We start from the raw sequence: 18,306 nt of genomic DNA, 5'->3' as shown, positions 1-18,306 counted from the left end.
GGCTCTCACAAAAAGTCACGCCAAGCCGCGCAGCCCCTAGTCCGCCGGGTAGCTGATTCCCACCTGGCTGCGTGCTTCATCCAGCAGGGACATGGTGGTCAAGGTATCCGCCAACGGCATCGTGGGGCACTCGAGAAGGCCCTGCTGCAGGCAGCGGATCACTTCGCGCAACTGGTATGTGTAGCCACGGCCGACCGGGGTGAATTTCTCCACCCGTTGCTCGCCGGAGCCGGATGTGATGGTCAGCTCGGTCGGATTAAACAGCGGAGCGTTGCAGCGCAGCATGCCCTTCGTGCCGCAAACGGTGGCCGTTTGCGGGGTTGACGCGGTCAACGAAGTCATGGCCTGGACCTGCGCACCGGAGGAATAGGACAGCGTCAGTGCGGTCTCGGAATCCACTCCGCCGGTGAGATGAGCCGTAGCCGTGATCGACTGGGGACGCCCGAGGCTAATGAGCGCCCACGTCAGGGGATAGACACCCACATCCATCAGGGCGCCTCCCCCGTCTTCACGCCGCCACAGCCGGGACTCCGGATGAGACGGCGCCGGAAATCCGAGGTCAGCCTGCACCCACCGGATCTCGCCGAGTTCACCGGATGCGATGATTTCCGCCGCCCGTTGCACGCTGGGCAGTAACCGGGTCCACACTGCCTCCATCAGAAAAAGGTTTCCATCCTTCGCCAGCCGGACCAATTCGGCCGCTTCCCGGGCGTTGATGGTCAACGGCTTCTCACACAGGACATGCTTCCCGGCTTCGAGGGCCGCCTTCGCCACCGGGTAATGGCTCGTGTGCGGCGTTGCCACGTAAACCACGTCCACCGCGGGATCCTGGAGCAGACGCTGGTAACCCGGAAGCCCGCCGTCGTCACCGTAGGCGCTCTGGAAGCCGTGCTCGGCGGCAAACGCCTCGGCGTTTTCCTGGGTCCGGGAACTGACGGACTGCAGGACGGCGTCGGGCAACAGGGCAAGGTCGCTGACGACGGTGGCGGCTATCCGTCCGGTGGAAATGACTCCCCACCGGACGGTATTGCCCGATGCAGGCACCGGATCCTGGTTCATCGAATCGAGAAGCGGCGTCCTGGCAAGCAGCGGTTCAGTTACCGGTATCAACGCGGGCACTGACCATCCTGTAGTTCTCTCCGATCGAAGCCCGGAAATCCGGCTCGGGTGTGGCGTCCAGGGCCACGGGCCAGTCCGGGCGGAACCCGGCGAGCGCCCACGCCGCCTGCACAGCCGCCCCTCGGGCCACATATTCGCCTGGACTCGGAACCACCACAGGAAGGTCGAACACCTGGGCCGCAATCCGTTGGACTGCGGGGTTCTGCACGGCACCGCCGATCAGCAGTAACCGTTCCGCACGGACGCCCTGTTCACGCAGCGCGTCCAGGCCTCCGGCGAGTCCGCACAGCATGCCTTCGAAGGCCGCCCGTGCGATGTTCGGCCGCGTAGTTGAGGCAATGCTGAGCCCGTGGAAACTAGCCTTCGCATGAGGCAGATTGGGAGTCCGTTCCCCCTCGAAATACGGCACCAGCACCACACCTCCCGAGCCCGGCTCGGCCTCGAGGGCGAGCCGGGACAACTCGTCGAAGTCGACGTCGAGCACCGCGGCAACCGAGCTGAGCACACGGGCGGCGTTCAGCGTCACGGCGATCGGCAGGTACTCCCCGCTCGCATCCGCGAAGCCCGCCACGGTCCCGCTCGCATCGTTCCCCGGCGAAGAGTCGACGGCGAACACGGTGCCGCTGGTGCCCACTGACACGACGACGTCGCCGGGTTTGGCGCCGAGCCCAAGCGCGGCGGCGGCATTGTCCCCCGCCCCGACACCGAGCAGGATCCCGCCGCCCAACGCCTCGCTTGCGCCAGAGCCCCCGAAACACGCCGGGTGCACGCGGCCTGCGGTTTCGCCCGGACCCAGAACGCGGGGAAGAATGACGACGCCGGGCGCCGCCGTCGTTGTCCCGCCCGAGGCTTCCCGGGCGTCCTGGCCGAACGCCAGTTTGAACAAGTCCAGATCGTAGCGTCCGGTCCGCGGGCTCCAGTAGCCGGTGCCGCTGGCGTCCGAGCGGTCAGTGGTGAGTTCGTCCAGGTCCGGGCCCAACGGGCTGGAGCCCGCCGGGCCGTAACCGCGGAGCCGCCAGGTGAGCCAGTCGTGGGGGAGCGCGACGGCGGCCACCCTCGCTATGCTTTCGGGTTCGTGGTCCCTGATCCAGCGGATCTTCGTGATCGTGAACGAAGCCACGGGCACCAGCCCGGTCCGCCGGGCGAAGTCCTCCGCCCCTACTTCTGCGGTGAGATCTTCCGCGGAGCCGGCCGAGCGCGTGTCGTTCCACAGCAAGGCCGGCCGCACCACATTGCCGTCGCGGTCCAGCAGCACCATCCCATGCTGCTGGCCCGCAACGGACAGTGCCCCGACATCGGCAAGGCCGCCGGCGTCGTCGAACGCTTCGGACAGCGCCCGCCACCACTCGTCCGGATGAACTTCTGTTCCGTCCGGGTGGCTTGCCCGGCCCGAGCGGACCAGCTCACCGCTTTCCGCGTCCAGGACCACCACTTTGCAGCTTTGAGTAGAGGAATCAACCCCGGCAACAAGGTTCAAGGAAGCAGTGGCCACGGGATCAGCGCGCTCCGAGGAGGTGCTCGATGAAGAGCTGCTGGAGCTTCACGAAGCCGAAGCCCTTGCCGCCAAAGTAGGCATCGGCGTCGAAGTCCTCATAGGCGGACTTGTCCGCACGCAACTGCTCGTAGCCTTCGCCCGGGTTCAGGGTGGGCTCGTTGATTTCAGCCACCCGTGATGCGTGGAGGGCTTCCTGGACCTCGGGGTCGGCGCGGAATGCCCTGGCGCGCTCCTTGAGCAGCAAGTAGGTCTGCATGTTCGCGGCCGCAGAGTCCCACACGCCGTCGATATCCTCGGTGCGGCTCGGCTTGTAGTCAAAGTGGCGCGGACCGTCGTAGGCGGGGCCGCCGTCGGGACCGCCGTTTTCGAGCAGGTCCACCAGGGAGAAGGCGTTCTGCAGGTCTCCGTGGCCGAATACCAGGTCCTGGTCGAACTTGATGCTGCGCTGGCCGTTGAGGTCGATGTGGAAGAGCTTGCCCTGGTATAGGGCCTGGGCGATGCCGTGCGTGAAGTTCAGGCCTGCCATCTGCTCGTGGCCGGTCTCGGGGTTGATCCCCACGAGCTCCGGGCGTTCCAGGGTTTCGATGAAGGCCAGGGCGTGGCCCAGGGTGGGGAGGAGGATATCGCCGCGGGGTTCGTTCGGCTTCGGTTCGATGGCAAAGCGGATGTTGTAGCCCTTGTCCGTGACGTAGTCGCCCAGCAGGTTCACGGCCTCGCGATAGCGCTCCAGCGCGCCGCGGATGTCCTTGGCGGCGTCGTATTCACTGCCTTCTCGGCCGCCCCACATGACGAAAGTTTCGGCGCCGAGTTCAGCAGCGAGATCAATGTTGTCCAGCACCTTGCGCAGGGCGAAGCGGCGGACGCCGCGGTCGTTGCTCGTGAAACCGCCGTCCTTGAAGACGGGGTGGCTGAACAGGTTGGTGGTGACCATGGGAACGATCATCCCCGTGGCCTTGAGGGCCCCTTGCAGACGGTCGATTTCGCGCTGGCGATCGGCGGCTGAGCAGCCGAAGGGGAACAGGTCGTTGTCGTGGAAAGTGATGCCGTAGGCGCCAAGGTCGCTGAGCCGGTTGATGGCTTCCACGGTGTCCAGGGGCGGTCGGGTGGCCGAACCGAATTGGTCCTGCGCCTCCCATCCCACAGTCCAAAGGCCGAACGAGAACTTGTCTTCACGGGTGGGCTGAATCGTCATTGAGTGCTCCAGGTAGTTTTTGTGGATTTGTTTCTCTATCCAACATATTACGAATTTCTGTGATGTCAACCACGTGGAGTCACGGAGATTTTCTATCCAGCGAACGAAAAAATTCCCAAAAGATCTGGTGCAGCGACCAGCCAGCCATTATGTTGTTATGGACATCAAATAAGACCCCAAGGCTCTCGAACGAAGGATTCAACCGTGACTGATCAGCTAGTGGCGGAACGCAACTGGGCAGGAAACTACAGCTACCAGGCACCGCAGCTCGCCCATCCGGCCACTGTGGAGGAGCTCCAAGGGCTCGTGGCAGGCGCCAAGAAGGTCCGCGCGCTCGGGTCCCGCCATTCCTTCAACTCCATCGCGGACACGGCCGGTACCCTCGTGGTGCTGGACCGTCTGGATCCTGGCATCAGTGTGGATGCGGCCAACATGACCGTCACGGTGAGCGGTGGCACCCGTTATGGGACGCTCGCGGCGGAACTCCAGCGCCAGGGCTTCGCGCTCCACAACCTCGCATCGCTCCCCCACATTTCGGTGGCAGGAGCTGTCGCGACCGCCACGCACGGCTCCGGTGACGCCAACGGCAACCTGGCCACCGCCGTCGCTGGCCTTGAACTGGTCACGGCGGACGGCAGTATTCTCAGCGTGCGCCGCGGCGACAAGGATTTCGACGGCATGGTGGTGGGACTCGGCGCACTCGGCATCGTCACCAAACTGACCTTGGACATCCAGCCAAGCTTCGACGTCGCCCAGAGCGTCTTCGAAAACCTCAACTGGGATCTCGTCTTGGAAAACTTCGACCAAATAACCTCCTCTGCCTATAGCGTCAGCCTGTTCACCGACTGCAGCGGAGAAACAGTGGGCCAAGCCTGGCTCAAGAGGCGCAGCGTCGATCCGGCACCGGAAACTTCGGATTTCTTCGGCGGCACCGCGGCACCGGAAGCCCGGCACCCCCTTCCCGGCGTATCGGGCAGCAACTGCACGCAGCAGCTCGGCATTGCCGGGCCGTGGTCCGACCGGCTGGCCCATTTCAGGATGGAATTCACTCCGAGCCAAGGCGACGAGCTGCAGAGCGAGTACCTCATCCCCCGCGAGCACGCAGTGGACGCCCTCCGCACGATGCGCAGGCTCTCCGACGTCGTGACTCCCCTGCTGCTGGTGGGCGAAATCCGCACGATGGCGGCGGACCAACTCTGGCTGAGCGCCAACTACGGCCGCGACGGTATCGGCTTGCACTTCACCTGGCGTCAGGACCAGCCAGCGGTCGAAGCCATCCTGCCGCTGCTTGAGGCGGAACTGGCGCCGTTCGCGGCGAGGCCGCACTGGGGCAAGCTGTTCGACGCCGGTGCTGCCGCCGTCGCGCCCTTGTATCCTCGCTTCAACGACTTCATCGCCCTGGCCGAGCGCCTGGATCCTTCCGGAAAGTTCCGCAACGACTTCCTGGACCGAACGGTGTTTGGGAGCTGATATTGTCGCGATGATGCCCTCACCCACCCCGAATCCCGTCACCGCCAGCGAGCCCGATCCGTCGCGGCGAAACAACCTGGCGCTGCTGACCTCCCTTGTCCATCACAACGATGGTCTCAGCCGCGCCCAGCTGACCAAACGGACGGGCCTGAACCGGTCCACAGTTGGGACGCTGATAGGGCAGCTCGTGAACTTGGAAGTGGTGTACGAGACGGCGCCTTCCGGTGAAGCCCAGGTGGGCAGGCCCAGTCCGATCGTCCATCCGCGGCCCTCCATAGCCGCCCTTGCGGTCAACCCTGAGATCGATGCTGTCACCATCGGTCTTGTCGGCCTTGGGGGGAAGGTCCAGAAGAAGATCCGTTTCGACACGGAGCGGATCCCGACGGCCAAAGAGGCCGTGAACATCGCAGCCGCAGTGATCGCCGGAATGCGGTCCGAGCTCGACACTTCGTACCGGGTCATGGGCGTGGGTATCGCGGTGCCCGGGCTCGTCAACCGCGACGACGGGGTAGTCCGGCATGCCCCGCACCTGGGCTGGCGCGATGAGCCCGTGGCCCGCATGCTCGGCGAGGCCACCGGATACCCCTGCCACGCGGCCAACGACGCATCGCTTGGCGCTGAGGGCGAGCTCCTCTTCGGCGCCGGCGCGGGACAGAAGAACCTGATCTTCCTCAACGGCGGTGCCAGCGGCATCGGCGGCGGAATCATCGCTGACGGGGAATTGCTTCGCGGAACATCCGGCTACGCCGGGGAACTTGGACACACCTTTGTCCGCTCGTCCGGTAAACCTTGCCATTGCGGGGCAACGGGCTGCCTTGAAACCGAAGTCTCCCAGTCACCGCTTTTCGAGCTCGCCGGGCTGGGTGGCGGCGATGCGGGCCAACTCGAGCAAGCGCTCCGGACGAGCAGCAGCGAAGCCGTTGGCGCGGAAGTGGCACGCCAGCTCGAGTATCTTGGCATCGCCTTGCGGAATGCGGTGAACACTTTCAACCCGGAAGCGATCGTGTTGGACGGTTTCCTCGGTGTCTTGCACGTGCTGTCTCCCGGGACACTGGACAGCTTGCTCCGATCCCAGGCAATGGATGGACCGGCAGACCAGGTAAAGATCTACAGGGCTGCCCTCGGCTCGGATCTCATGATGATCGGAGCCGCGGAACTGGCCTTCGCGCAGTTCCTCGCGGACCCCGCCGGTGCTTTCCCTATCCCTACTCCTTAGTCAGGACGATCATGCCGAATCAGGCGCCCTCGCTCCATCAGGAACCCTCGCTTATTCGGGAACCCTCGCTTATTCGGGAACCGCGCCACCGTGCACCATCGCCCATGGGCGAACACTTTGAACTCACGGCCAGCATCGGCGGACGCCACCAACGCGTTGTGCTGACGGAAGTCGCCGCGAGCTTACGGGAGCTCGCCGTCGACGGCGTCGCCCTCATTCAGGACTACCCTGCCGACACCCAACCGCCGTGGTGCGCGGGCTGGGTCCTGGTCCCGTGGCCAAACCGGGTGGCCGGAGGCACCTGGCGCTATGACGGCGTCGCCCAGCAACTCGACATCACGGAACCTGAAAACGGCAATGCCTTGCACGGATTGCTGACTCACACTCCCTACCGGGTCAGCGCCCACACCGCGGACAGCATCACGCTCAACGCCGACATCTCGCCCCAGCCGGGATACCCCTTCGAGCTGTCGACGTCGGTCCGCTACCAGCTCGTGGAGGACGGGCTGCTTGTCACGCACCGACTGGAAAACACGGGCCACCAGTCCGCGCCCGTCGCGCTCGGTGCACATCCTTTCCTCCGCCTGGGGAGGGTGCCGACGGAAGAACTCACGCTCTACATCAACGCCGATACCCACATTGAAGTGAATGAACGCCTGAACCCGAGCGGAATCACCACGGACGTCAGCGGAACCGGGAACGATTTCCGTACCGGCCAACTGGTTGGCGCTGTTGACCTCGACGACGCCTGGGGCGATATCCGGCGCGAGGACGACGGAAGCTCCCTGCACTATCTGGAGGCGCCCGATGGCAGCCAAGTGCAGCTGTTCATGGATGCCTCCTTCGGCTATGTCCAAGCCTTCACCACCACAGAGTTCGCCACCCACGGCGGGATGGTGACCGCCGTCGCGGTTGAACCGATGACGGCGCCCGCCGATGCCTTCAACAGTGGCGAAGGCTTGCGCTGGCTCGAACCCGGCGAGGCCTGGGAAGCCAGCTGGGGCATCCGCTACCGGGCGACGCGCAAATTTCTCGCCGACACGGGGAATGCCTGACGATACGCGAATACTCGCCGCGCCAGGCATTCAGGGTGTCGCCAGGACTACTTCGTCCCGGGCCACCCCGTGTACGACTCCGCCAAGTACGCCCGGGCGTGCCGGGAAGAGACCACGGAGTGGAGCTCGCCGAGCTGGCGGGCCCGGCCGAAGTCGTCCGAACCGGGAACAGTGTGCAGCATGGACGTCATCCAGTAGGAGAAGTGCTGGGCCTTCCAGACTCGTTCCAAGGCGCGGTCGCTGTAGGACTCGAGCAGGGCGCCGGAGCCGTCCGAGTAGAAGGATTCGAGGCCTTCGAAGAGCACCTTGACATCGTGAAGAGCCAAATTGAGGCCCTTGGCACCCGTCGGCGGGACGGTGTGGGCGGCGTCGCCGGCCAGGAACAGATTCCCGTGGCGCATCGGGGTGTGGACGAAGCTGCGGAACGGCAGGACCATCTTCTCAAGGACCGGCCCCTCCTTGAGCTCAAAGCCGTTTCCGTTGACGCGTTTGCGGAATTCGGACCAAATACGTTCGTCGTCCCAGTCGGCCACGTTTTCCTTGGGGTCGCACTGGAAGTACATGCGCTGCACATTCTCCGTGCGTTGGCTGATCAGGGCGAAGCCGTTCTCGGAATTGGCATAGATCAGTTCATCTGAGCTCCGCGGTGCCTGGGCGAGGATGCCGAACCAGGCGAAAGGGTATTCGTGGAAGTACCACTTGCGGTTGGCCTCGGGGATCTGGAAGCGGCAGTGGCTGCGGGAACCATCGGCGCCCACGAGGAAGTCGGCCTGGATCTCGAATTCCTGTCCCTCGGCGTCGGTGAACCAGACTTTCGGCTTGCCTTCGAGGTCGTGGATGGTGGTATCCGTGACGCTGTACCGGACGTCGCCGCCGTCGTCCTTGCGCCGTGCGGCGAGGTCGAGGAAGACGTCCGTCTGCGGGTAGAGCCACACCGATTCCCCCACAAGCTCTTTGAAGTCGATCCGATGGCTTTCGCCGTTGAAGCGCAATTCGATCCCGTCGTGCCGGTCGCCGTCGCGCAGCACGCGGTCGGAAACCCCGCTTTCCACGAGCAGGTTCACGGAGCCGTGTTCCAGGATGCCCGCACGGACAGTTTCAGCGATCTGCTGATGGCTGCGGACCTCGACGACGGTGGATTCGATCCCCGACTTCGCCAGCAGGTGGTAAAGCATGAGGCCGGCCGGGCCTGCGCCCATGATGGCCACTTGGGTGGTGATGATCTTACGTGCCATGGTGTGCCTCGCTTCATTGCGGAACCGCGCCTGGGCGGCTGCGGAGGTTCTGCTGATCAGTGTGACCCCCACCGCATGATCGGCGTTATATGAATTCCGTTCAACGGAAGGCCTTAGGCGTTCCGCTGCTCCCCGAGCTGGCGAGCGATGCCACGGGCCGCCGTCTGGAGCGCGGGGACCAACGCCTGCAGGCGCATTTCAGCGAGGGGAACCACGACGCCGAGCGCAGCTACCGTACGCCGCTTGCCGTCCGTGACCGGAACCGCGATGCCCCATGTGTCCGGATCCACCGCACCGGCTAACTGCGCGTACCCTTGCTGCGCGGTTTCGGCCAAAAAGCGGCGGACGACGTCGGCCGCCACCTTTCCGGCGGGGTCGCTGAACTGTTTGAGGTACTCGGCCTGGAGCTCCCGTGGCTGGCTAGCCATCAACGCCAGCCCGGCCGAGGAGATGTGAACCGCCATGCGGCCAGCAACGCGGGCGCGGTTGGCCACGGATCCCCGGCGGGAGAGCCGCTCCACGAACAAAGCCTCCCAACCGTCGAGCACGGCAAGGTTCACATTCTGGTTCAGGACCTGCTGGATGTCCTCCATGAACGGCAGCGCCGCTTGCCGGAGGGCCAGGGTGGGTGAATTCCGGTTGACGAGTTCCCACAACCGCAAGCCCAGGCGGACATTTCCCCCAACCCCGAGTTCAAGGAGTCCGTGATCGGCGAGCTGCCGGACCAGGCGATGAGCGCTCGTGAGCGGCAAGCCGGCGGTCTCCGCGACTTCGGAGAGCCGCAGGGACGTAGAGCCTTCGGGAAAGGATTCAATGATCCGGACGATGCGATCCACCACGGAATCACCGGATGCCGAGTTGGCCACGGAGCGCTTCCCGCCTTCCTATGGATTCCATTGAATGGTGGGCTCAAGTTTACTGCGGTTCAGCGGGATCCGCCTTGAGGTCCTGGGTTTTCCGCCGCGAGATTTCCAGGCCAATCGCGTCGTAGTGCGCCAGCAACTCCGGGCCGGCATAGGTGGTGGGCTGGTCCAGCAGCCCAAAAGCGAAATCGCTGGCGGCGAGAAGTTCGTCATCGGAGTATTTGTCCAGCGGCTGGAATCCCCCAGCATCGATCGAGGCTGCGAACTCGCCGGTGATCTCGACAGATCTCGACCCCGCCGCGGCCTCGACGGGAAGGGCGGCAGGCCGATCCATGAATTCCAGCGAAACTCCGGAGCCTGTGGCTAGTCCTACTTCCGTGGTTCCGCCGTCGATCGCGTTGAGGTCGTTGCGGAGTCCCGCCAAGGCTTGAGATTCCACCAGCGAGGCACGGGAAAAGCCGACTCTAATGTGGGAGGTGATGCCCATACGCCGAATCCGGCGGACGATGTGAACGAGCGCGGGCCTCGAATCTTGATTCAGGCTCCCCCGCACGTCGATTTCGACCGCGTCGGTGGAAACATCGAATTTTACGAGGGCGTGCAATCTGCGGTCCATAGGTACTCCAAAAGAGGTGTCTATGGCCGACGGCTCAACCTCAAAAAGCGTAGCCTCTGGAAGCCTCGTTGTACACCCTGCTAGTTGACCCACGTCGGGCCGGGCTCACCCCGCCCGGCTGCGGCCCGGCTCCTGGACCGGCTCTTCGAAGTGGGTCAGGGTGCCCGCTGCGTCGACGGAATCCACCAAGGACTTGGCGATATCGCGCAATTTCACGTTGCGGTTACTCGAGGCCTCCGTCAGGATCCGGACCGCGTCCTCCTGGCTGCAGCGGCTCTGTGCCATGACAACTCCCACGGCAATGTCGATAATCGTGCGGGACTCCATGGCCGCCCGGAGATTGTTGGCGCTGTCCTTATGAACAGCGAACCTGACGGCAAGACGCAAGGCCTGCGATACCTCGCGGGTGTAGCCCCGGGCCCGATCCGCGGCCCTTTCGTTGAACTTGTATGGGGCATCCGAGTACAGATTGAGGGCCGCCTTGGCCTCGCCCTCAAGGTTGAAAGGCAAGGAGAGCACTGATCTCAGGCCGTACGATGCAACGGCAGTCGCGTAGTCGGGGCCCCAGCGGTTCTCCTCCAGGAGATCCGGAACGTAGACCTCCCGTTCCTCCTTGGCAGCGGTCAGGCATGGTCCTTGGGCCAGGGAATACTGGATTTCGTCCACTTCGCGGGCCACATCACTGCTCCACCCAATCGTGAGTGCCTTCCGCTCGCGTAGCAGCGTGATCCCACAGAGCGCATCATCGCCGTCGCCCGCCATTTGGTGGGCAGAAAACCGTGCCAATTCGTTGAGGAACTCCTCAAAATCGGCACTTTCCAGGATCAGGTTCTGGACTTGGTCATTGGTGGTCGGGGCGGGATCTGCAGGGAGCATGGCGCGTTCTCCAGGTGAATATGCTGACGGGGGCATGTGGAAATAATAAGTCCCCAATACAAGGTCCCACACGGTTGGCGATTGGGAAACGCCTAGCCCGAAGTGAGTTCCCGCAGCCGGGACCATGCCGCGGGCGCCAGTACCACCGCGACGCCGACGGCGGCTCCGATCACCGTCTCGACGATGCGATCCCGCAGCAAGAGCCCGGGCGGGACGTTGGCAACCAGCAGAGTGGAAATGAGCGCCAGCGGCGTGACGAAGATCTGTGCCACAAGATATTGGCGCGCAATGAAGAGCTCAGCCCCGAACTGGCATACGGCAATCACCAACACCATTTGCCATGGCGCCGGACCGAGCCAGAGGATTCCGGCCAACACCAGCAAACCCAGAAGGGTCCCGACGATCCTCTGGATTCCCCGTTGCACCCGGTGCCGGGTACTGCGACCCACCAAGGGAACCACGGCCGCCACCATGGCCCAATAGCCGTGTCCGAACCCGAGCCATTGCCCAGCCAAGGTAGCAAGCGTTCCGGCCAGCCCGGCGGCCACGAAGTAGCCCAGGCCTTCCAGCCAGGCAGCCCGGACTTCCTGCGGAAGCAACCGCTCCGCCGGCGGTCGCTTCCAGGGCGTCCGGTGGCTCGGGACCACACGTGCCGACATTCCGATTAGCAACGCCAACACAACGGTCAAAACGGCGGCCAACATCCCTTCCCAAAGCGGCGGCTGCTGAGGCACGGAGGCGATCGCGGCGAAAGCGAAAATATGGAAGAGGGAACCGGCCGGGCGAAGCCGCCATAGCGCAGTCACCACGGAGCAAAGCGCAGCAACCAATGTGGTGCCGAGCGTGAGGATCCACACGTAAGCGTCCGAGCCCTGTCCAACCCTGGCCGTAAGGGTGGCGAGAAGGATGATGCCCAGCAGCAGCGAGCCGGCCCGGAGTTGGCTTCGAAAACGGTGGCTGTGGGGCTCGTTGCGGCCATAGATGTTGGTGAACGCAGCAAAGCTGGCGAAAACCACAAGGTCCAGCCGTCCGAACAACACGAGGGTAATCAGTGGCACGAAGACGCCCACCGCGCAGCGCACAGCAGGGTGATGGTCCTTGTTGCCGGGACCGATCCTGAACATCTCCGCCAGGGCGTTCACGTCGCGGATTGCCTTTCGTCGCAGGGTCAAGAAGTACGACGGCGGCGCTGGCGTCCGTTTCGAATCTTACGCTCCGGGCGATGGGCTACTCCGAGTCATGCTCGGCGTCGCATGGTTCTTCCTGCGCCGCCGATGTGTCCATCAGCGCGGGTGCGCGGGGCGGGCAATGACAACAACCCCGCTGAAGGCCTCTACTGATGCATCGCCTCATGAATCTGGAGCGCAAACCAAAGCTGGGCCAACGTGGACGTTTCGCTCATGTCCAGCCCCGTCAACTCGCTGATTTTCCGGATGCGGTAGATGATGGTTTGGCGATGGGCGAAGAGGGCCGCGGCAGTCTTTTGCCACGACCTCTGGGTGTCCAGGTAGGTCCTCAAAGTCACGATGAGATCGCCGTCCTGGCTCTGTTCATACGCGAAGATCGGGCCGAGCAGTCGCTGGACCAACGCCGTGCCTTCCTCGAAGCTCGTGAGGCCCAGCCAGGACGGTCCCTCGGCGTAGTGGGCCAGGTTGACGGCGTTGCCTTTGGCTGAACCGAGCGCCCACAGCGATTCCTGCAGTGCACGCTGGATGCTGGCGGCGGACGTCGGCGAACTGATGCCAATCCGGACATCGGGCCCCGCGCAATGGATCAAGACGTCGTCGGTCACCGCTGTAGAGACCGCCACATGAAGTGTGTTGAAACGCCGGAGGCAAGCGGCTGGAAATCCGTGGCGCCACAGTTCGACGTGGACGTTCGCCAGCCGCTCGCCGTCGTCGGCTGCTATCGCGACCATCATGAAATCTTGGGCTGGGACATCAAAAGCGCTAAGGCGACTCTCCAGTTCCGCGACTCCCAGGCGTCCATCAACGGCCGGCCGGAGGAACTCGCCCGCCAGGCGATGTTGGCTTTCCAAGGACAGGACCGTTCGTGAAAGTTCCAGCCCCAGCACTGTTGCCGCGTGGAGGAGTACGACGGCGTCAGGGTGCGGATCGCTTTTGGGCAGCACCACCAGCAGTGCATTGGAGTGGGTGGGGATGTCCATCATCAACACGTGCCGATCCCCTAGCCGATGCCACTGGAACTTCTTCCCGGCCAGGGGTATGTGGCCGGTCAGCGGGGCCAATTCCGTCTGAAGAATTTCCGGTAGCGGCTTGCCGTCCGGATGCCACGGATGGAGGCAGCGCCGGTCCACCACGAACAACTCCGCATCGAGCTCAGCCGCGAGGCCGTGGAGGAGGCCCTGCCAGTGGTCCTCGATTGTTCCCGCGGTACGTAGCAAGTCATAGACCCTGGCGGTCTGGCGCAAGCGGCGCGATTCCTCCAGCAAGGTGGCCTCGGCTACCGCTCGCGCGATAGAGATGAAGGGCAACGGATACGGAATGCTAATCAGCGGCAGCGGCAGGTGTTCGCAGGCCGCCAGGAACTCCGGCGACAACTCCGGCGCGTGCATCTTCTCTCCGATGGCGAGCGCACTGGCGCCTGCATCGACGAGTGCCTCGGCGAGCGCTACTTGTCCCGGGGCGTCGGCCGGGATGGACAGGCCGTTGGTCATCATCAGTTCGCCGCCAGTGACCCATTCCCACAGCCTCGGCAGGTCAGAAGTGTGTGCCCACGTGATCCGGTTGTTAGTGCCGGCGTATCCGGCCAAAAGCGTCAGTCCCAACTGGGGTTCTGCCACGAGCTCGGCCACGGTAATCGCCATCGAAAGTGCACTCCCCGATCATTGGTTTCCGGCTGTTTTCACGAAGCTTAGACATTTGTATAAGCGCCTCGGCCATTTGTAGTCAATCTACCGCTATACGCAGTGACGTGCGTCACCAAGAATTGGAGTACTTACTTCCCGCCCCAACATTCCGACTCAACATTCCCGCTCAAAGGCGAGCACCCTCCTCCAACACCGAAAGCTGCCGGCAAGCCGCTCGGCCGCACTGCACGAAGGATCCCGGCATGACAACGCATAAGCCCATCGGCCCCGTCGACGCAACCAAAGTCCCCCGGTATGCAGGCCTCGGCACTTTCGCCAGGCTTCCCCAAATCGACCGCGTTCCGGACTACGACATTGCGATCGTCGGCGTACCGTTCGACGGCGGAACGTCCTTCCGGCCAGGCGCCCGTTTCGGTCCTGCCGCAGTGCGCGAGGCCTCCCGGCTCCTGCGTCCCGGCTACCACCCCGAACTTGACGTCGAGCCCGTTTACGAAGTCCAGGTTGTGGACGCCGGCGACATCGCATGCACCCCGTACGACATCACGCGGGCAGTCCGCGAAATCGAAGAGCAGGCACTGCCCCTGATCAGCGGGGACAAGAAGCTGATCTCGATCGGTGGCGACCACACTATCGCCCTCCCGATGCTGCGGGCCGTGAATAAGGTCCACGGACCGGTCGCATTGCTGCATTTCGACGCCCATCTGGACACCTGGGACACGTACTTCGACCAGCCGGTCACCCACGGAACCATCTTCCGGCGGGCTTTCGAAGAAGGCCTCCTTGTGGAAGATAGGTCCATGCACGTCGGCATCCGCGGGCCGGTCTACGACCGCAACGACTTCCTCCGCGACCATGAATTCGGTTTCCAGATCATCCGTTGCTCGGACCTGGACGTCATCGGCGTTCCCGCAGCGATCGAGCGGGTCAAGGATCGGCTCGGCGATACCCCCGTCTACGTCTCCATCGACATCGACGTCCTGGACCCCTCCTACGCGCCGGGCACGGGCACTCCCGAAATGGGCGGACTCCACTCCCGCGAGCTGCTGGCGCTGCTCCGCGGGCTGAACGGCATCAACATTGTGGGCGCCGACGTCGTCGAGGTCGCTCCGGCCTACGACCACGCAGACATCACCACCGTAGCCGCGGCCACCCTCGTCTTCGACCTCCTCGCACTGATGGTGAACCGCGGCAAGGCCGAGACGAACGCCGTCCGCGAATTGCAAGCAGCCTCCTGGACCGCATCATGAACACCCGAAGCAATCCCGCCGCAGCCACCGAAGTGCCCCGGCTCGAGGACAAGACCATCCAGCCCATCCCGCTTAACGAACGGCATGGAAAGGCCCGGGACCTCTTCACTATCTGGTTCGGTTCCAACATCATGATCATGACCATCGTGACCGGAGGACTCGCCACTACGGTGTTCGGGCTCAGCTTTGTGCCCGCCATCGTGGGAATCATCCTTGGAAACGTCATCGGTGGCATCTTCATGGCGCTCCACTCCGCCCAAGGACCGCAACTGGGCGTGGCCCAGATGATCCAGACCCGCGGCCAATTCGGCTCCATCGGGGCGCTGCTGATCGTTGTCATCGTGGTGATCATGTACGTCGGATTCTTCGCTGCGAACCTTGTCTTTGGCGGCGAAGCAATGGCCGCAGTCAGCCCGGACATCAGTGTTGACGCAGGCATCATTATCATCGGCGTTGTGAGCGTTGTTGCCACGATTTTCGGCTATCGGCTCATCCACGCCTACGCACGCTTCCTCAGCATCGTGGCCGGTTTGGCATTGCTTCTGGCCTTCGTCTGGATCATGTTCGTCCACGGGCTGCCTGCCACTTTCCTGTACCAGGGAAACTTCAACTGGGTTGGCTTCATGGCCACCGTCTCCGTATCGGCCTTGTGGCAGCTCGCCTACGCTCCCTACGTCTCGGACTACTCCCGCTACATGCCGCAAGGCACCGGCTCGGCCCCGGCGTTCTGGGCCTCCTACTCAGGCTGCGTCCTGGGCACGCTCTTCCCGATGATCCTGGGTGCCTTGGTGGGAACCCTTGCGGTCACGATGGGCGCAGACGCTGGCAACGTCGAAATCGTCGGCAGCATGGGAGCGTTGCTCCAACCATGGACCCTGGCAGTCGTGGGAATCTTCTGCCTCGGCGTCGCGGCATCGAACGCGATGAACCTCTACTGCGGCGTCCTGTGCAGCCTCACGATCGGGCAGACATTCAAGCCGAACTGGCTGCCGCGCGCCAAGACCCGCAGCGTGGCGGCAATCATCCTCTTCACGTTCGCACTCCTGATCTCGCTGTTCGCACGCGACAATTTCATCCTCTTTTACACGAACTTCCTCTCCTTCCTGATGTACGTGCTGGTTCCTTGGACGGCCATCAACCTGGTGGACTACTACCTCCTCCGGCACGGCGATTACAGGGTTGAGGACTTCTTCAAGCGCGACGGCGGAGTGTACGGACGGTTCAACTGGGTCGCCATCGGTTCCTACGTGGCAGGTGCCCTGGTCCAGCTTCCGTTCTCGGCAACAGCGATTTACACCGGGCCCGTCGCAGCTGCAATGGGTGGGGTGGACCTCTCCTGGATTGTCGGCCTCGTCGTGGTTGCTCCTCTCTACTACGTCGCGGCACGCACCTTCCGCAAGAAGAGCCAGGCCGCACCGCTTGAAGCCCTCGCACTCGCAAGCGACCTGGCCTAATCCACCCCGGGCCCAGGGCCCAGTCCCCCGTAAACTCCCGACGCCGCGACCGGCGCCAGAAAACAAAGGCAAATATCATGACACTCATTGACACCGAACAGTTCACCGTCCGCCGCGTCAGCGAAGACAACAGCTCCCCTGCGGCCCACAACGTCCCCGGCATCTTGCCGCTGCCCTTGCCTCCCGGCGGGCATTTCATCGCAGGATCGTTTGTCCCAGGTTCCTCCGCCGAGCTCATCGACGTCGTCGATCCCGCCACCGAGCAGGTCATCGCCTCGGTGCAGGCCGGCACCGCCGCAGATGTTGACGTTGCCGTTGAAGCAGCCGTGGCTGCGCAGAAGTCCTGGGGAGCCACCACGCCGAAGGAGCGGTCCGAGGTCTTGAACCTGATCGCCAACATCGTCGAAGCGAACCGGGAAACGTTCGAAGCCCTCGAGTCCGCCAACACGGGCAAACCGCGGGCCGTCGCGGAAGACGACGTCTCCAGCACCATTGACACTTTCCGTTTCATGGCCGGAGCGTCCCGCACGCTGACCTCCATGGCCGGCGGCGACTACGCCACCGGACACACCTCGGTCATCCTCAGGGAGCCCGTGGGCGTGGTGGGCGTCATCACCCCGTGGAACTACCCGCTTCTGATGGCAGCCTGGAAGATCGCGCCCATCTTGGCCGCCGGAAACAGCATCGTCCTCAAGCCCTCCGAGCAGACGCCGCTCTCCACGCTGAAACTGGCGGAACTCGTGGCCGGGCGCATTCCGGATGGCATCCTCAACGTCGTCACTGGCCAGGGCCGGACCGTTGGACAGCGGCTTTCCGAACACCCCGACGTCGCCCTCGTCGCCTTGACAGGAAGCGTCGTCAGCGGACAGGCCGTGGCGGCGACCGCCGCGAAGTCGGTCAAGCGCGTCCACCTGGAACTCGGCGGCAAGGCTCCGGTTGTTGTGTTTCCCGACGCCGACCTCCGCGCGGCCGCTGCCGGCGTGCGGAACGCTGGCTACTGGAACGCGGGCCAGGACTGCGGCGCTGCCTGCCGGGTGCTCGTCCATGAGTCAGTTGCTGCCGAGTTCACCGAACACCTCGTGCGCGAAGTCAGCACGCTGGTGGTCGGGGCACCAGGGGCGGGGGACGACGTCGAAATCGGTCCCATGATTTCGCGCCCGCACTTCGAACGCGTCAAGGAATCGCTTGCCGAGGCGAAGGCCGCTGGACTGCACCTCGCCATCGGCGGTTCGGCGTTGGAAGGCCCGGGCTACTTCATCGAGCCCACGGTGATCAGCAACGTGCCGGCCGGGGCGCATATTGCCACCCACGAGATCTTCGGTCCCGTGGTTACGGTCGAGACTTTCAGTTCCACGGAAGAGGCTGTTACGCGGGCAAACGAGAGCCCTTACGGCTTATCCGCCTCTGTATGGACCCGGGATTCAAGCCTCTCGCTGAGCGTTCCGAAGCAACTCGACTTCGGTACGGTATGGGTCAACTCACACTTGGTGTTGGCTTGCGAGGTACCGTGGGGCGGATTCAAGGGATCCGGCTACGGCCGCGACCTCTCGCTCTACGCTTTGGACGACTACTCCCGCACCAAGCACGTCATGATCAACCACGGCGCATGAGCGTTCGGACAAGCAACGGAGCTTAGCA

Annotated in this window: 15 protein-coding genes; 6 read left to right on the top strand and 9 right to left on the bottom strand. The window is 63.9% G+C overall.

The annotated features are described in order from the left end of the window. Nucleotides 1-36: 36 nt before the first annotated feature. Genes AB4Z38_RS16195 through xylA form a run of 3 tightly spaced genes read right to left on the bottom strand, consistent with a single transcriptional unit; the run spans nucleotide 37 to nucleotide 3,806 of the window. On the bottom strand, nucleotides 37-1,119 hold the full coding sequence (locus tag AB4Z38_RS16195; protein WP_441430652.1) for a Gfo/Idh/MocA family protein: 1,083 nt from the start codon (nucleotides 1,117-1,119) through the stop codon (nucleotides 37-39). Beyond that, the gene (gene xylB, locus AB4Z38_RS16190) at nucleotides 1,094-2,596 is read right to left on the bottom strand and encodes a xylulokinase (protein ID WP_441430691.1); all 1,503 of its coding nucleotides are present in this window, start codon (nucleotides 2,594-2,596) and stop codon (nucleotides 1,094-1,096) included. Before xylB ends, AB4Z38_RS16195 begins: the two co-directional genes overlap by 26 nt. A gap of 19 nt (nucleotides 2,597-2,615) precedes the next feature. Beyond that, nucleotides 2,616-3,806: a xylose isomerase gene (xylA, locus tag AB4Z38_RS16185; RefSeq protein WP_441430651.1), complete on the bottom strand. Its 1,191-nt coding sequence runs from the start codon at nucleotides 3,804-3,806 to the stop codon at nucleotides 2,616-2,618. Nucleotides 3,807-4,010: 204 nt separating this feature from the next. On the opposite strand from xylA, the gene AB4Z38_RS16180 reads away from it, so the two are divergent. The 3 genes from AB4Z38_RS16180 (at nucleotide 4,011) to AB4Z38_RS16170 (ending at nucleotide 7,547) form a co-directional block, all read left to right on the top strand. Then, entirely contained in the window at nucleotides 4,011-5,276 is a 1,266-nt protein-coding gene (locus tag AB4Z38_RS16180; protein ID WP_441430650.1) for an FAD-binding protein, read from the top strand. Nucleotides 5,277-5,286: 10 nt separating this feature from the next. Next, nucleotides 5,287-6,492 carry an ROK family protein gene (locus tag AB4Z38_RS16175; RefSeq protein ID WP_441430649.1) on the top strand — a complete coding sequence of 402 codons (1,206 nt, stop codon included), beginning with the start codon at nucleotides 5,287-5,289 and terminating at the stop codon, nucleotides 6,490-6,492. A gap of 104 nt (nucleotides 6,493-6,596) precedes the next feature. Continuing rightward, on the top strand, nucleotides 6,597-7,547 hold the full coding sequence (locus AB4Z38_RS16170; protein WP_441430648.1) for an aldose 1-epimerase family protein: 951 nt from the start codon (nucleotides 6,597-6,599) through the stop codon (nucleotides 7,545-7,547). Nucleotides 7,548-7,594: 47 nt separating this feature from the next. On the opposite strand, the gene AB4Z38_RS16165 is transcribed toward AB4Z38_RS16170, so the two are convergent. The 6 genes from AB4Z38_RS16165 to AB4Z38_RS16140 all read right to left on the bottom strand — a co-directional run bounded on the left by AB4Z38_RS16165 (nucleotide 7,595) and on the right by AB4Z38_RS16140 (nucleotide 13,964). Then, the gene (locus AB4Z38_RS16165) at nucleotides 7,595-8,782 is read right to left on the bottom strand and encodes a 4-hydroxybenzoate 3-monooxygenase (RefSeq protein ID WP_441430647.1); all 1,188 of its coding nucleotides are present in this window, start codon (nucleotides 8,780-8,782) and stop codon (nucleotides 7,595-7,597) included. Between the two features lie 113 nt (nucleotides 8,783-8,895). Continuing rightward, nucleotides 8,896-9,648, bottom strand: a complete 753-nt coding sequence (locus AB4Z38_RS16160) for an IclR family transcriptional regulator (RefSeq protein WP_441430646.1) — start codon at nucleotides 9,646-9,648, stop codon at nucleotides 8,896-8,898. A 49-nt stretch (nucleotides 9,649-9,697) separates the two neighbouring features. Next, the gene (locus tag AB4Z38_RS16155; protein ID WP_441430645.1) at nucleotides 9,698-10,261 is read right to left on the bottom strand and encodes a hypothetical protein; all 564 of its coding nucleotides are present in this window, start codon (nucleotides 10,259-10,261) and stop codon (nucleotides 9,698-9,700) included. Between the two features lie 105 nt (nucleotides 10,262-10,366). After that, nucleotides 10,367-11,137 carry a GAF and ANTAR domain-containing protein gene (locus AB4Z38_RS16150; RefSeq protein WP_441430690.1) on the bottom strand — a complete coding sequence of 257 codons (771 nt, stop codon included), beginning with the start codon at nucleotides 11,135-11,137 and terminating at the stop codon, nucleotides 10,367-10,369. Nucleotides 11,138-11,229: 92 nt separating this feature from the next. Beyond that, a complete protein-coding gene (locus tag AB4Z38_RS16145) occupies nucleotides 11,230-12,279 on the bottom strand; it encodes an FUSC family protein (RefSeq protein WP_441430644.1) in 1,050 nt (349 codons plus the stop codon). 191 nt (nucleotides 12,280-12,470) lie between these two features. Then, nucleotides 12,471-13,964 (bottom strand): PucR family transcriptional regulator, encoded by a 1,494-nt coding sequence (locus AB4Z38_RS16140; protein WP_441430643.1) that lies wholly within the window; start codon nucleotides 13,962-13,964, stop codon nucleotides 12,471-12,473. A 245-nt stretch (nucleotides 13,965-14,209) separates the two neighbouring features. Here AB4Z38_RS16140 and speB point away from each other — a divergent pair, with 245 nt between their 5' ends. From speB to AB4Z38_RS16125, 3 genes are all read left to right on the top strand, one after another. Next, a complete protein-coding gene (gene speB / locus AB4Z38_RS16135) occupies nucleotides 14,210-15,214 on the top strand; it encodes an agmatinase (protein ID WP_441430642.1) in 1,005 nt (334 codons plus the stop codon). Then, nucleotides 15,211-16,668, top strand: a complete 1,458-nt coding sequence (locus tag AB4Z38_RS16130; protein ID WP_441430641.1) for a purine-cytosine permease family protein — start codon at nucleotides 15,211-15,213, stop codon at nucleotides 16,666-16,668. Before speB ends, AB4Z38_RS16130 begins: the two co-directional genes overlap by 4 nt. 77 nt (nucleotides 16,669-16,745) lie before the next feature. Then, nucleotides 16,746-18,278: an aldehyde dehydrogenase family protein gene (locus AB4Z38_RS16125; RefSeq protein ID WP_441430640.1), complete on the top strand. Its 1,533-nt coding sequence runs from the start codon at nucleotides 16,746-16,748 to the stop codon at nucleotides 18,276-18,278. Nucleotides 18,279-18,306 lie beyond the last annotated feature (28 nt).

Origin of the sequence: Arthrobacter sp. 2RAF6 (assembly GCF_052115205.1) — a bacterium.
GTDB lineage: Bacteria > Actinomycetota > Actinomycetes > Actinomycetales > Micrococcaceae > Arthrobacter.
This window is presented reverse-complemented; position numbering and strand designations above follow the sequence as displayed.

Excerpts from the sequence above, each read along its gene's own strand:
- speB (WP_441430642.1), top strand. The coding sequence starts at position 14,210 with ATGACAACGCATAAGCCCATCGGCCCCGTCGACGCAACCAAAGTCCCC.
- AB4Z38_RS16170 (WP_441430648.1), top strand. The coding sequence starts at position 6,597 with ATGGGCGAACACTTTGAACTCACGGCCAGCATCGGCGGACGCCACCAA.
- AB4Z38_RS16165 (WP_441430647.1), bottom strand. The coding sequence starts at position 8,782 with ATGGCACGTAAGATCATCACCACCCAAGTGGCCATCATGGGCGCAGGC.
- AB4Z38_RS16140 (WP_441430643.1), bottom strand. The coding sequence starts at position 13,964 with ATGGCGATTACCGTGGCCGAGCTCGTGGCAGAACCCCAGTTGGGACTG.
- xylA (WP_441430651.1), bottom strand. The coding sequence starts at position 3,806 with ATGACGATTCAGCCCACCCGTGAAGACAAGTTCTCGTTCGGCCTTTGG.
- AB4Z38_RS16150 (WP_441430690.1), bottom strand. The coding sequence starts at position 11,137 with ATGCTCCCTGCAGATCCCGCCCCGACCACCAATGACCAAGTCCAGAAC.
- AB4Z38_RS16155 (WP_441430645.1), bottom strand. The coding sequence starts at position 10,261 with ATGGACCGCAGATTGCACGCCCTCGTAAAATTCGATGTTTCCACCGAC.
- AB4Z38_RS16130 (WP_441430641.1), top strand. The coding sequence starts at position 15,211 with ATGAACACCCGAAGCAATCCCGCCGCAGCCACCGAAGTGCCCCGGCTC.
- AB4Z38_RS16125 (WP_441430640.1), top strand. The coding sequence starts at position 16,746 with ATGACACTCATTGACACCGAACAGTTCACCGTCCGCCGCGTCAGCGAA.
- AB4Z38_RS16175 (WP_441430649.1), top strand. The coding sequence starts at position 5,287 with ATGATGCCCTCACCCACCCCGAATCCCGTCACCGCCAGCGAGCCCGAT.